Source organism: Thalassospira profundimaris (genome assembly GCF_003326755.1).
In the GTDB taxonomy this organism is placed as follows: domain Bacteria; phylum Pseudomonadota; class Alphaproteobacteria; order Rhodospirillales; family Thalassospiraceae; genus Thalassospira; species Thalassospira profundimaris_B.
Window position 1 is genome coordinate 251,934 of the sequence record NZ_JPWH01000004.1, and the last position, 13,989, is coordinate 265,922.

Consider the following 13,989-nt stretch of genomic DNA (forward strand, 5'->3'; position numbering starts at 1 on the left):
ACACATGAATTTATGTCAAGTGTTTGTTATTTTTATGAAATTATGGCCTATTTTTTTCGTTGGCAGCTATGCGTTTTTTTCGCGGCAGCTTTTGCCACAACGTAAAAATGCGCCGCCGTTATGTAAAAACGGGGCGCATTTCCATTTTTCCTGTCGCGTCGGGATTCGTTCTTTTTTTCAGATAATTAGTTAAATTCAGCCCTGTTTTAACCGCGTTCCAAGGGCCATGATCGCCTCAATATCGCTGTTCCAAGCTGTCACAAATCGATACGCATTGCTCCCCAGGGACGGCCAGTTATGGAAAATCAGCCCGCGATCGCGCAGGCGGGCGGCCGTTTCAGGGGGCAGAGAGATGAAAAGCTCGTTTGCTGCCCCATCGATCAGTAGTTTACCGCCCTGTTCGCTCAGCAGGGCGGCAAGGGCCTTGGCTGCCTCATTGGCGTTGCGCGCATTTTTAAGCCACAGATCATCCTGGATATAGGCCGCAAGCTGTGCGGCCAGATACCGGTGTTTGGAGAGCAGATGACCGCTGCGTTTGCGGGCCAGTTCGGCCTTTTGGCGCAGGGATGTGTCAAACAGAATGATGGCCTCAACAGCCAGTGCACCATTTTTGGTGGCCCCAAAACTGAGCGCGTTGACCCCGGCCTTCCAGGTAATGTCGGCCGGGTGGCACTCCAGCGCCGCCACCGCATTGGCAAAGCGGGCACCATCCATGAACAGTTTTTTGTTAAACTGCTGGCACACATCGCCAATCGCGGCGATTTCGGCTTTGCTATACACGCCGCCCAGTTCGGTAGACTGGGTTATCGCAACACATTCCGGTGTAACCGAATGCACCCCGCGATCCACCCGGCTTTCCAGATAGCTGCTTAAGGTTGCGGCCTCCAGTTTGGCCGCCGGCCCATCCATGGGCAGCAATTTTGCCCCGCCGGTAAAATGGGCCACAGCGGTGGATTCATCTTCGTTGATATGGGCTTCGTGGTGGCACACGATGCCGCCATAGGGGGATACCAGTGTGGAAAGGCTAATGCAGTTTGCTGCCGTGCCGGTGCTAACGGGAATAACGGCAACCTCGTGATCAAACAGTTCGGAAAAGGCGTGATCGAGCGTTGCCGAAACATCATCACCGCCATAGGCCGGGGCGTTGCCCTGGCATTGTGCATCAATCGCGGCCTGAATTTCGGGGCAAACCGGCGTGACATTGTCAGAAGCAAAGTTCATTTTGGGGTCTTTCTGTTGTGGCGCGTTGGGACGATGGTTGCGATGGTGGCGTGAGGTGACGGGTGGTGACGATGACGTGCAGCAAACTTGTCAGACGGGACTAAAGATTTTGCGGCAGGTTGGCAATATCCTCAAGCGGGCTGTTCCAGGCGGTGACAAAGCGATAGGCCCCTTTGCCAACGGCAGGCCAGGGCCGAAAGACAAGACCCGCCGCCTGCAATGTCGCCGCCAGGTCATCCTCGATCCACATAAACAGTTCGTTCCCTTGGGGCGGGTGGGCCACACGGGCCCCCAGGCTGCCCAGCGATTGCGCCAGCAGTTTTGCCGCCATATTGGCGTGACGGGCGTTTTTCAGCCACAAATCGTTTTCCAGATACGCCAAAAGCTGGACGGCCAGATAACGATGTTTGGAAAACAGGTGCCCGCCACGTTTACGGGCTTTTTCCGCAGTCTTGCGCAGGGTTTTGTCAAACAGGATAATGGCATCCACCGCCAATGCGCCGTTTTTGGTCGCGCCAAAGCTTAGCACATCCACACCGGCCTTCCAGGTGATCTCCGCCGGGTGGCAGTCTAGCGCGGCAATGGCATTGGCAAAGCGTGCCCCATCCATAAACAGGCGCATGTCATGTTCTTTGGCAACCCGGCCAATATCCTGAATTTCCGCAACACTGTAAACCGCTCCAAATTCGGTGGCCTGGGTAATGGCAACACATTCCGCCTCGACGGCGTGAACAGGGCGATTGCGATGCGCGCTCAAAAAGGCATCCAGCGATCCTGCCTCGATCTTGGCCGACGGGCCATCCATCGTCAGCAATTTTGCCCCGCCACCATAAAAGGCAACACCGGTGGATTCCGTCTGGTTGATGTGGGCTTCGTGATGGCACACCACCCCGCCATAGGGGGACACCAGCCCCGAAAGGCCAATCAGGTTGGCGGCTGTGCCCGTGGCAACCGGGATGACACAACAGTCGGTTTCAAACAGGTTGGAAAAGGCGGCGTCAAGCTGTGCAGATTCTTCGTCCTGCCCGTAAGGCAGGGCGCTTTTTTCCGACTGGGCGGCAATGGCGGCAAGGATTTCCGGGCAAACCGGCGACACATTATCGGATGAAAAATTCATTTGGGTCCGCTTACATAAACTGGCTGTTTGCTTTTACCATTGGCCGATAAAGGCCGAATTGCAAGCATAACAAAACCCGCCAGTATGGTGCTGGCGGGTTTGGCGAGATCCTGGCAAAGGTGTTATTTGCTGGTGGCAACAAACACGCCATCCCAGTCCGGCCCCGGCGGGGTTTGCCGGAAGGCGGCAATGCGCTCCTCGTACATGTCATACAGAACCGAAAGGTCGCAGACGGTATTTTTGCGCAGCTCCGCCAGCAGATTTTCGACCTGATCCCAGTTTTGGGCGCGATAGGCCTTAATCATGGCCTCATGCGTGTCGGCCAGGGCGGCAAAGTCCTTGTTTGTGCGCAGGTCGTGGTCGCCCAGCACGGTAAAAATCTCGACAGCTTCGCTTTTGCCCTTAACGGCAATCAGGTCCAGTTGCAAAACGGCAAAACGCTGCGATACCTTGGCGGCGGTCTCCTGGCCAATCACAATATCGACGCCATAATTTTTCGATTGCCCCTCAAGCCGCGAGGCCAGATTAACCGCATCGCCCAGCACCGAATAATCAAACCGCTGATCCGATCCCATATTGCCAACCACACAGGTGCCGGTATTAATGCCAATACCAATATTAAGCGGCAAAAAGGCTTTGCCGTCGGCTTTTGCTTCGGCCGCGCGTTCGGCATTCAGGCCACGCAGGGCCACAAACATGGCAAGCGCGGATTCACAGGCCTTTTCCGGGTGCAACGGTACATCCAGCGGCGCATTCCAAAAGGCCATGATGCAGTCGCCCATATATTTATCAATGGTGCCATCACGCTGCAAAATACAGCTTGTAAGCGGGGTCAGCAGGCGGTTGATCAGTTGGGTCAGGCCTTGCGGGTCGGATTTGAAGCTTTCGGAAATGGTGGTAAAGCCGCGCACATCACAAAACAGCAGGGTCATGTCGCGCATTTCCCCGCCCAGTTTTAACCGTTCCGGGTGCTGTGCAAGTTGCTCTACCAATGCAGGCGACAAATAGGTTGAAAAGGCCCCGCGCACCTGGCGTTTTTCGCCTTCGGTCCGCATAAAGCCGATCAAGCTGCCCGAAAGATAAACCAGAATGGTCGCAAGGCTGGCATATAGCGGATCTATTAGCATGTGATGGGTGCGAAAGGCCCACCACGAAAAGCCAACGGCACCGCCAATCAGGGCGACCCCGACAATTGCGGGCCAAAGCGCCCCCAGTCGCGGAATGGCAAATACAAAAAACAGGCCGATGATGACAATCGCCAGTGTTTCTGCCTGTGACGCCCAGTAGGGCCGCGACAGAAATTCCTGCAACAGCATCTGTTCCATCATTTCCGCATGGACCTCTACCCCCGGCAAAACCGGGTTTAACGGCGAGGAGCGCAAATCAAGCAGCCCGGCGGCACTGGCGCCGATTAAAACCGCCGTGTCCTGAAGTGCAGCTTCGGGTATATTGCCGTTTATCACGTCGGCTGCGGAAATATAGCGTTGCGGTTCATGCCCGGTGAAATAAACCCACATATTGCCTGTGGCATCGGATGGAATGGTTAACTGCCCCACACGAATGGCATCCACCCCGTCCGATGTGGTCCAGCTTGCTGCCCCGCTGGCACCGGAAAGGCGCACATTCATGGTGCGCGGGGCATCCTGCATCACGCGCAGCATTTCCATCGTCAGGGTCGGATAAACCGGCTTGCCAATTACCGGCTGTTTGGCATCAAGGGCCAGTAACAGGGGCACGCGACGCACTATACCATCTGTTCCCGGTGTCACATTGATCAGGGCATTGCCCGCTGCGGCCTCCTCGATTGCGGGCAGGTTGGTCGCCGCACCCGAAAGGGTGGGGATATATTCGGCAATATGGCGCCCTTGTGCTCCGGCGATCGCAAAATTGCCGACCTGCCGGGGAATATGAACCAGTTTCCCGTCCGTAAGCTGGGTCGCGGTGACAATTTGTCCAACACCGCCAATAAACTGGGCAAACAGGGCATCATGGTCCGGCAGGTTGGCGGCAAGTTTGCGAATTTCGGCGGTGTTGTCATCCTGCGGCCAGTCTGCCACCACCCGGTCTGGCGATGTGCGGTCCGGTTCGGCAAAAATGATGTCAAAACCGACAACTGCCGCGCCCGCCATGCGCAATTTGTAAATCAGTTCGGCCAGGCGGGTGCGCGGCCACGGCCATTGGCCCAGTTCGGCCAGGCTTTTATCGTCAATATCGACAATGCGCACCCCGACATCCTGAAATGTGCGCGGGGCGATGCGTTGATAGGTATCAAACACATTCATGCGCAACTGCCCGACCAGCGGCACATCCTGCCAGCGCAAAACAACACAGGCCATCAGAACCAGCAGCGGAACCAGATAATGCAGAATGCCGGACAGCTTTTTGCGCATGAAAATTCCGTTATTCGATCACGGGCTTATTGCCCTGGTCCAGTTGGGGGAATGTCCCCGGGGCCTTCCTTGGTCAGCTCGTAGGACCCCTTGACCGGGTCAGGGACGGCATTGGTGGAAAGTTCCACCTCGACGCTGGTCGGTGTTTTGAAGACCACCTTGCCATCACAGCCGATCTGCACACAGCCTTCGCTCATGTCCAGGAAATCCTTGGTGGTGAAAATGACCGGGCCGCTGCTTTCGTCGTCGTAATATCGCACCATGTCCATACGATTATTTGGCTCGTTTGTTGACTGTCCCGGATCGATCGTCATCGTGCTGAAGGATGGGGACTCCACAATGTCGCTGAAACGCGACGCAATATACCGGCTGGAGAAATCGACAGTCGTTTCCGAGAAATAGCTCAGCCCCGCCCCCTCGACCGACTGGGAGCCGGTATAGGTTCCTTCCGTGATCCCGCGCATTGCTTCGTAGGTTGCCGCGTCCGTCGATGTTCCCGGATTGTTGTTGATATCCGGGTCATTGTGAACATCTGTCGTCGTCTGCGAGGTTTCGTTGCTCGCGGTGCTTGATGTGGTGGTGACAGTGCTTTGGGTCATCGCCACGTCCAGTGTTCCGGCCACGGTTTGGCCAGTCTGACTGTTGGCCGTTGACATGGTATTCGTGCTTAGCGGGGCGTTTTCCCCGCCGCCCGAAGAAGATGTGCCCGCTGATGATGTGCCAGAGCCATTATTTCCATTCCCGCCACCGTTTCCGTTGCCATTGCTATTGTTATTGCCATTGTTATTGTTATTGTTATTGTTATTGCGGTTTTGTGGTGAAGGGCGCGTGACCAGGCTGCTCATATCCAGCCCGGCCAGTTCGGCGGGAAAGCGGGTGGGCGGTGTCACGGTATCGCCGGTGATAAAGGCCCCAAACCCTTCGCTTGAAAGCGGCTGGGTCACACCATTAAGCGATGTCAGTTCAACAGCACCGGGACGGGAGCCGGAATCATTTCGGCCTGCTCCCGGACCCAGATTGACAACCCCCACAATTGGCCCGGTCGGGATTTGGCCCCCCAACTGGTTTTGGGCAAATTGCATTGTTTGTGATGACCAGTTGCCGCCCGGACCCACAGGACCGTTGCTGCCGCGGCTGGCTGCTGACGGATCCGCAATTGACACCAGGAATTGTGTGCCCCGAATACCGATGGATCCCACCGGCAGGTTGATTTTCATGGTTTTGGGGTCGTTATGGGCCAGCTTGCCGGTCAGAACGCGCACAACGCCGCGCGTGATGCTGGCCGTCATGTGGCCCTGATTGTTCGACGGGTCATACACAAAATCGTCAATGGCGATTTCGCTATTGGGGCCGATGGTAAAAACCGTTTCATCCATCAGCAATATCTGCATGCCCGACCCGGCCGAGGACGTAATATAATCGCCCAGATAAATCGGCTGGCCGCTTTCAACCTGGGTGCCGACAATGCCCTTGGCTTCGGCCAGTTCCACTTCGCCGCGCACAGCGGCACTGACACCGGCCTGTTCGCCGCGCGCAAAGGCGGGCTGGCTTGACAGGATGCTGCCAACGGCCAAAAGGCCCAATGTGCCCCGCATCACGGGGCCGGGGCGGTGCTTGCCTGACGGGTGGATCGCAGCATGAGGATTGTGTGATCTGGTCATATCGCGTCTCCGGTTAAAATGCCCAACGGCGCGACAGCAGAAACTGTGTGCGCCAATTGTCATAGTCGTAGTTGGCAATATTGGATGAAGTCGCCTGGTATTCTTCGGTTATCGACCAGGAAATCGGGGCGAGGAAGTTATATATGCTTTGGCCGGTTTCGCTTTCAAACCACGATGCCTTCATCAGGTTAGAAAGGTTCGAGCCATAAGAAATCCGGGCGCGCAGAGGGTAATCCTTGCGTATGATCGGGTTGCTGCCCGTAACAAGCGAGTCCGCGTTCTGATAGCGGTCAATACCATAGGAAAAACTGCCCAGAATATATCTGCCCCCTTCAAGAAGCAGCGTATGGCTGAGTTCCGCCTCGACCGTGCGATAGGTATAAAAGCTGCGCGCGGCTCTTTTACGCGCAAGCGTCATGCCAAATGTCGTGCGGTTCTGGTTGTCCCAGGCATAGGTGACACCCGCCTTGCCCTGATAGCGTTGCCCCGAACGCAGCGGCAGGGCCGCGGAATCTGGTGTGGCGCCATAGCGTTCGTCAAAATAGCTGGTCTGTCCCCATAATGTTGTATCGGGCTGTATTTTCCAGTCCGCACGCAGGCGCGCCCCGCGCGAGGTCAGGAATTTTTCGTTGTTCAGTTCGGCTGCTGTCTGGATCAGGGTGGGGGTGATGGTCAGGTAAGGGCTGCGCCAGTGCCCGCCCACTTCAAAACTTGCGGTACCGACATCAAGGTTATCAAGCCGAACCTGGTCATCATAATATCCGGTGACACCGGCAAAAATGTCATGCCCGGCCTGATAGCCCAGATCATAGGTAATGTCGTAATGGGCCGCTGCCATATAGCCGAAATCGGATTGATGCCGGTCTTCGCTATTGGTGATCGGCTGCAGGGATCCCAAAACAAGGCGTTCATCATCGGTTGGCGCGGAATTGCGGTTGCTGTCATAATGCACCCCAAAACTGACCGTCAGGCTTTGTTTTAACCGCTGGCGGCGTTTTTTGATGGCATCAAGATATTGGTCAATCTGGGCCGCAACTTCCGGGCTGATTGGCAGGGCGCGCAGTTTTTCAAACTGGGTCTGGGCAATATCCAGGCTATCGAGGCGATATTGAATGATCGCGTAATACAGGCGAACGGGGGCGAGGTCCGGGTCCAGGATCAGGATGCGTTCCAGCGTGGCCGATGCGCCGCGAATATTGCCCTGTGCCATTTGCGCCTTGGCCCAGCGGAAATTCAGCACAATATTGTCCGGATCGCGCAAAATATCGGCATAGGTGATGCCTTTGCCATCATCAGTACTCAGCAGGAACTGCGATTTTTCCGCCGCGTTGGACAGTTCCTGAAACTGTTCCTGCATTTCGGCAGATCGTTGTGCCGCGTCAACGGCAGAAGGTTCCTGTGCCTGTGCACCCCCCAAGGCAAACAGCGAAATACCAGCACAAATGCCAGCAACGGCAAACCTGCCGCACCGTAAATTTGATAAGGACAAATCAAGACCCCAGTTTTCAGGTTGGCGCAGCAGTGCTTCATGAAAATGCACAATTTGGTTCGCCAACTCTCCCCACAATATTCATTGAGGATAAACGTAACGGGACTTGTTGAAAAGTTCTAGATCGCTATTCGTTTGGGCAGATTCGTCTAAAAGCATTATGCTTTCGGATGTAAAATGAAATGTCGCCGCCACAACAAAAAAGGTGCCGCCTGAAAAGACAGCACCTTCCTTAAGGGGGTATTTGCCAATCAGCGGTCGATTTTACATCGCGGTGCCACCAACGGTCAGCCCGTCAATGCGCAGGGTGGGCTGGCCCACGCCAACCGGCACGCCTTGTCCGTCCTTGCCACAGGTGCCAATACCGTCATCCAGTTTCATGTCATTGCCGATCATGGAAACCTTGGTCAGGCTGTCCGGTCCGTTGCCAATCAGGGTCGCACCCTTGACCGGTGCGCCCAGTTTGCCATTTTCAATCAAATATGCTTCGGATGCCGAAAACACGAATTTGCCTGATGTAATATCGACCTGCCCACCGGCAAAGTTCACCGCGTAAATGCCTTTTTTCACCGATGCCAGAATTTCTTCGGGGTGATGTTCCCCGCCCAGCATATAGGTGTTGGTCATGCGTGGCATGGGCGCATGGGCATAGGATTGACGCCGCCCGTTGCCGGTGGATTTCACCCCGGTCAAACGGGCATTCAGGCGGTCCTGCATGAAGCCTTTTAAAATGCCATCCTCAATCAGCACCGTGCGTTGGGTCGGTGTGCCTTCATCATCGATCGACAACGACCCGCGCCGGTCATGAATGGTGCCATCATCCACCACGGTAACACCCGGGGCGGCAATGCGCTGGCCTAACAGCCCGGCAAAGGCCGATGTGCCCTTGCGGTTAAAGTCACCCTCAAGGCCGTGACCAATGGCTTCATGCAGCAAAATGCCCGGCCAGCCCGGCCCTAAAACAACGGTCATTTCACCGGCCGGGGCGGCAACCGAATCCAGGTTGACAATCGCCTGGCGCAGGGCCTCGTCCACGGCGGATTTCCAGGTTTTTTCATCAAAGAACCCGTCAAATCCAATGCGCCCGCCTTGCCCGTGCGACCCGCTTTCCATCCGGTCGCCATCCTTGACAACGACAGAAACGTTAAAGCGCACCAGCGGGCGAATGTCGCCAATGCGCTGCCCGCCGGACCGCCAGATCTGCACTGCCTGCCAGTTGCCGGAAATGGAGGCCGAAACCTGTGACACGCGCGGGTCTTTGGCGCGCGCATAGGCATCGATCTTGCCCAACAGGTCCACCTTGGCTTCAAAGGTGGCTTCACCCAGCGGGTTTACATCGGTGTAAAGCGATACATTGGTGCCGATCGAGCCCAAATCCACCTTGCCAGAGCGGCCCGAGCCAACCGCCTTGACGGTTTCGGCCGCACGCCCCACGGCTTCGTTGGAAAGTTCGTTGGAATGGCTAAAGGCGGTGGCTTCATCGGCCACGGCGCGCAGGCCAAAGCCCTGGGCGGTATCAAAATTGGCACTGCGCAGGCGGCCATCATCCCAGGTCAGGCTTTCGGACTGGCGGTATTCCAGAAAAAGTTCGCCATCTTCGGCAGCAGATAACGCATCATTCACCTGGCTTTCCAGCCGGTCACGATCCAGTTCGCCCTTGGCGAAAAAGAGGTTATCGGTTTTGTTCAGATCGGTCATAAAACCTCCTTGGCCGTCACAGGCGCGCTGCGCGAATGACGCGTGATTCTGCCCTGTATGATGCAAAACCCCCGACAGTATTTTCCCTTACGGTTTCAGGCTATCTGTCATCACGGCTTTTGGTTATACAGGGTTCTATAATCATCCTATATAGACCGGCAAAGGCGAAGATGAAAGCCCGTGGCAATGTTTGTTGAACATCCCCTGCGTATCGCCCTTCACAATGAAATTCATGCCCGTCCTTTTGGTGGGGTGGAAAGTCCGGTGCGTTGTACCTGTCTGGCCTTTCACGCGGGCGAGGACCTGGATGGCGAGGTCCGCGCGCATTTTCGCGGATTTTGCGACCGCTACACCCTGACACCCCCTGCCGAAGACCAGAAATATTTCGAGGCCTCGTGCGACGGCTTTACCGTGATCTGGGAACGTCACGCCGAATTTACCGTCTATGTTTTCAAACGCGAGGCCGCCTTTGATCATCCCTTTGACGACCCGGTGATTAATTTGATCCCGCGCGACTGGCTTGAAACCGTGCCGGGGCAATTGCTGGTCGGTTTGCATATCGCAATGGATCAAAAGGATCGCAGCAGTGATGATATTGCCCGCCTGTTTGATTATAACGGCCTGACGGGCAGCCGCGTTTTGGGGCGCGGGGCCTTGATCTGGACCGATTTTCGCCTGCATGGCGACGGGTTTGGCCGCATCCTGATCCGTGATCATGGTCTGGAACGCTTGCAGGCCGGGCGTCTGGTTCAGCGGTTACAGGAAATCGAGGTCTATCGCATGATGGCGCTGCTGGCTTTCCCTTTGGCCCATTCCGCCACCCCCAAAGTGTCCGAGATTGATGCGCGTCTGTCGGCGATTACTGCCGAAATGGCGAGCACAAGTCACACCAACGACGAAGAAACCCTGCAAAAACTGACCGACCTTGCCGCCCAGACCGAAGAAATGGCCGCCTCGCTGAATTACCGCTTTGGCGCGGCCCGGGCTTACTACCGCATTTTGCAGGCCCGTCTGGTTGAACTGCGCGAAGACCGCATTGAAGGCATGCAAACCTTTAACGAGTTCATGGAACGCCGCCTGGCCCCGGCAATGCGTACCTGTCAGAATATCGGCGACCGGCTGGAGGTCTTGTCCAAACGGGTGGCGCGGGCCAATAATCTGTTGCGCACCCGGGTGGATATTTTGCTCGAAGCGCAAAACCGCGACCTGCTTGCCAGCATGGATCGCCGGGTAAAGCTGCAATTGCGCCTGCAACAAACCGTCGAGGGGTTATCGGTCGCCGCCATTACCTATTATGCCGTTGGCTTGCTCGGCTATCTGTTCAAAGCCCTGAAAGGGGCTGGCATCCCGGTCAACGACGCCGTTGCCAGCGGCGCATCGGTGCCGGTGGTGTTGGCAATCATCTGGTTTTCCATGCACCGCATCAAAAAAGCCCTGCACCGGGATGACGGGCAGGGCTAGGGCACTTTTTAAGGCTCAGTTAAGCTGGATCACGCAGTTTGTAGGCGCAATATGTGGTGGCCGCGATGAGCAGTACCGCACCGGCCTGGTGCGCGACACCCAGCGGCAGCCACACCACGCTGAGCAGGGTGGAAATGCCCAGGGCGACTTGCAGGCACACGGCGGCCAGCATCAGGTGGCAGGCGTGTTTTTGAGCAGCCGTAATATCCAGCCGGGTGGTGCGCCACCAGAAAAACAGCACAACACAGAAGGTCAGTTTTGCCAGCCAGCGATGGTCAAACTGGATGGTTTTAATATCCTCGAACGGCGCCAGCCAGGCTGGGTCATAAGCAAACAGGCCGCTCGGGATCAAATGCCCGTCCATCAGCGGGAAGGTATTGTAAATAAATCCGGCATTGGTTCCGGCGACAAAACCACCGGACAGGGCGGTCAACAGGATCAGGGCAAGCACACCCAAAATACGCCGTGACTTGGCCGTTCCCACCGGGCGCGGGGCATATTGCTGCAGGCCGACCCATAACAGGGAAATGAAAATAATCAGGGCCAGGCCAAAATGCGCGGTAAGGCGATACTGGCTGACATCGGGGCGGTCTACCAGGCCGCTCATGACCATGTACCAGCCCATCAAGCCCTGCAAACCGCCCAGTACAAACAGCCCGGCCAGCTTCCATTTGGTGGTGCCATCAATGCTGCGTTTGACCAGAAACCACACAAAGGGGATAAAATACACCACGCCGATCAGCCGCCCCCACAGGCGATGAATGAATTCCAGCCAGAAGATCGACTTGAAATCGGCCACCGACATCCAGGCATTGATTTTCTGGAATTCGGGATATTGGCGATATTCTTCATACAGGCGTTGCCAGTCCGCCTCGTTGAGCGGCGGGATGATGCCGGTAAAGGGATGCCATTCCACAATCGACAGGCCCGATTCCGTCAGTCGTGTCAGCCCGCCAATCACCACCATGACAAACACCATGAAGGCACAAAAAAACAGCCACAGGGCCACCGAACGATTGGTCTGTAGTGTTGTATTCCCGGTCAGGCCGGTGGCAGGGTGAAGGGTGGGGGAAGCACTGCGCGACATCGAATCCTCTGGCTTGGCAAGGCAAATCTGACCGGCACTATAGGCTTAAAATTCCGGTTTTTGTACGAAAAGCCGCATCGGACGGCTTTGCAGGTCTGATCACAAAATCGTCATTGTCCGCAGGGCTTTGTAAAGCATCCTTTTTCAATAACATAACATTTTAAACACTAAAAAATTGTTCAATACAAATAAAACACATAAAAAATGTATTGAATTGAATAAAGCACACCCTCATAGTGCAATCAACAAACAGAAAACCGTATTCAGAGGATCGACGATGTTTCCCATCAATCTGGACCTGGGCCGCCTGTCGGTGGCGCTGGTTGGCAATGGCGAGGCGACGTTAAACCGTTTGCGCCAGCTTGACGGTGATGGGGCCAGATTTGTCACCGTTTACAGCGAAGAGCCGAGTGCCGAACTGGCCGACCAGGCGGGCGACCGCCTGCACCGTTATCTGCCCAATTCTGCCGATATCAATGCCGTTGCCATCCTGTTCGTGGTGGACTTGCCCGAGGCCAAAGCCGCCGAACTGGCAACCACCGCCCGCGCCGTTGGCACAATCGTAAATGTCGAAGACGTAAAGGACTATTGCGATTTTTTTAACCCGGCCCGCGTGCAGCGCGGTGATCTGGTTATAACGGTATCAACCAACGGTCATAGCCCCCGTCTCGCCGGGCGCATTCGCCGGGCAATTGAAAACTGGCTGTCCCCGCATTGGGGCGAACGGCTGGGGGAGCTTGCACACCAGCGCGCCAAATGGCGCAAATCCGGGGCTGATATGAAACAGCTTGTCCGCCTGACGGATGACTATATTGACCGGCGGGGGTGGTTGTAATGCGCGTGATGAGAGAGGACGACATTGTCACCGGCGGCAGCATGACAGTGGATGAAACCACCGAACGGGCGCGCAAATTGCTGGATCGTTACGGCCATTTGCAGGGCATTTCCCTGATCGAGCCAATGGTGCATGAGGAATTTGCCGGTAAAATCACCATGACTTCGTCCTTCGGGACGGAGGCCGCGGCTCTGCTGGCCCTGGTGGCCGAAGTAGACCCGAACCTGCCGGTAATTTTCCTTGATACCCGCAAGCTGTTTGGCGAAACGCATCGTTACCGCGAACAGTTGGTGGATCAATTGGGCCTGACCAATATTCGCATCATGCGTCCGGACGAGGAAAAGCTGAAAGCCGAAGACCCGGAAGGCATGCTGTTTGCCAAAGATGGCAATCGCTGCTGTTTTATCCGCAAGGTCGAACCGCTGCAGCGTGCCTTGCAGGGCTATGACGCCTGGCTGACCGGGCGCAAACGCTTTCATGGTGGGGAACGGGGTGCGTTGCCGGTGATTGAAACCGCAGGAACCCGCATCAAGATCAATCCGCTGGCTGGCTATAACCGCCAGGATATCGAGGATATTTTTGAAAACCGCGCCCTGCCGCGCCACCCGCTGGAAGCCGAAGGCTATATGTCAATCGGCTGCATGCCGTGCACGGATCGCGTGGACCCGACTGTTTCGGATGTCCGTGCCGGTCGCTGGGCCGGGCAGGACAAAACCGAATGTGGCATTCACTATATCATCTAAACCTTATGTCTTTTTGCTGATCATCCCGTTATCAGCCGCAACTTGCCCTGCCCGGTTTCCCGGACAGGGTATTTTTTTGCGTTGTAATCAGGCTGCGAACCGTTGATACATTTTTGTATCAAGCATCAACATTGATGTATCAGCTATCAAGTGCGCTGCGACCGCCAATCAGCACGGTTTCAACCTTGATATCGCGCATTTTCAGATAGGCGGTTTCGGCATCCAGTTTGACCGGGTCTTCGGCCAAAATCACCAGATGGACACCCGCAAAAACCTATCGCGTCAGG

At 55.9% G+C, this 13,989-nt stretch carries 10 protein-coding genes; 3 read left to right on the plus strand and 7 right to left on the minus strand.

Features of this window, described 5'->3' with window-relative positions:
* Positions 1–195 precede the first annotated feature (195 nt).
* The 6 genes from TH25_RS07280 to tldD all read right to left on the minus strand — a co-directional run bounded on the left by TH25_RS07280 (position 196) and on the right by tldD (position 9,576).
* Positions 196–1,221: a threonine aldolase family protein gene (locus TH25_RS07280; protein ID WP_114087754.1), complete on the minus strand. Its 1,026-nt coding sequence runs from the start codon at positions 1,219–1,221 to the stop codon at positions 196–198.
* 100 nt (positions 1,222–1,321) lie between these two features.
* Positions 1,322–2,338, minus strand: coding sequence for a threonine aldolase family protein (locus TH25_RS07285; RefSeq protein WP_114087755.1), 1,017 nt, complete (start codon positions 2,336–2,338; stop codon positions 1,322–1,324).
* Between the two features lie 122 nt (positions 2,339–2,460).
* Positions 2,461–4,728 (minus strand): CHASE2 domain-containing protein, encoded by a 2,268-nt coding sequence (locus TH25_RS07290; RefSeq protein ID WP_114087756.1) that lies wholly within the window; start codon positions 4,726–4,728, stop codon positions 2,461–2,463.
* Between the two features lie 26 nt (positions 4,729–4,754).
* Positions 4,755–6,389, minus strand: a complete 1,635-nt coding sequence (locus tag TH25_RS07295; protein WP_181847452.1) for a FecR family protein — start codon at positions 6,387–6,389, stop codon at positions 4,755–4,757.
* A gap of 13 nt (positions 6,390–6,402) precedes the next feature.
* Positions 6,403–7,878, minus strand: coding sequence for a surface lipoprotein assembly modifier (locus TH25_RS07300; RefSeq protein ID WP_147252994.1), 1,476 nt, complete (start codon positions 7,876–7,878; stop codon positions 6,403–6,405).
* Between the two features lie 264 nt (positions 7,879–8,142).
* Positions 8,143–9,576, minus strand: a complete 1,434-nt coding sequence (gene tldD, locus TH25_RS07305; RefSeq protein WP_114087759.1) for a metalloprotease TldD — start codon at positions 9,574–9,576, stop codon at positions 8,143–8,145.
* Positions 9,577–9,762: 186 nt separating this feature from the next.
* On the opposite strand from tldD, the gene TH25_RS07310 reads away from it, so the two are divergent.
* The gene (locus tag TH25_RS07310) at positions 9,763–11,037 is read left to right on the plus strand and encodes a DUF3422 family protein (protein WP_114087760.1); all 1,275 of its coding nucleotides are present in this window, start codon (positions 9,763–9,765) and stop codon (positions 11,035–11,037) included.
* Between the two features lie 19 nt (positions 11,038–11,056).
* Here the strand turns inward: TH25_RS07310 and TH25_RS07315 are convergent, their stop codons facing one another.
* Positions 11,057–12,124, minus strand: coding sequence for a COX15/CtaA family protein (locus TH25_RS07315; protein WP_114087761.1), 1,068 nt, complete (start codon positions 12,122–12,124; stop codon positions 11,057–11,059).
* A 277-nt stretch (positions 12,125–12,401) separates the two neighbouring features.
* Between TH25_RS07315 and TH25_RS07320 the strand changes: the two genes are divergently transcribed.
* Both TH25_RS07320 and TH25_RS07325 read left to right on the plus strand, forming a co-directional pair.
* Positions 12,402–12,959 carry a precorrin-2 dehydrogenase/sirohydrochlorin ferrochelatase family protein gene (locus tag TH25_RS07320; protein ID WP_114087762.1) on the plus strand — a complete coding sequence of 186 codons (558 nt, stop codon included), beginning with the start codon at positions 12,402–12,404 and terminating at the stop codon, positions 12,957–12,959.
* Positions 12,959–13,702: a phosphoadenylyl-sulfate reductase gene (locus TH25_RS07325; protein ID WP_114087763.1), complete on the plus strand. Its 744-nt coding sequence runs from the start codon at positions 12,959–12,961 to the stop codon at positions 13,700–13,702. The genes TH25_RS07320 and TH25_RS07325 overlap by 1 nt, the downstream gene beginning before the upstream one ends.
* The last annotated feature ends 287 nt before the right edge of the window (positions 13,703–13,989 follow it).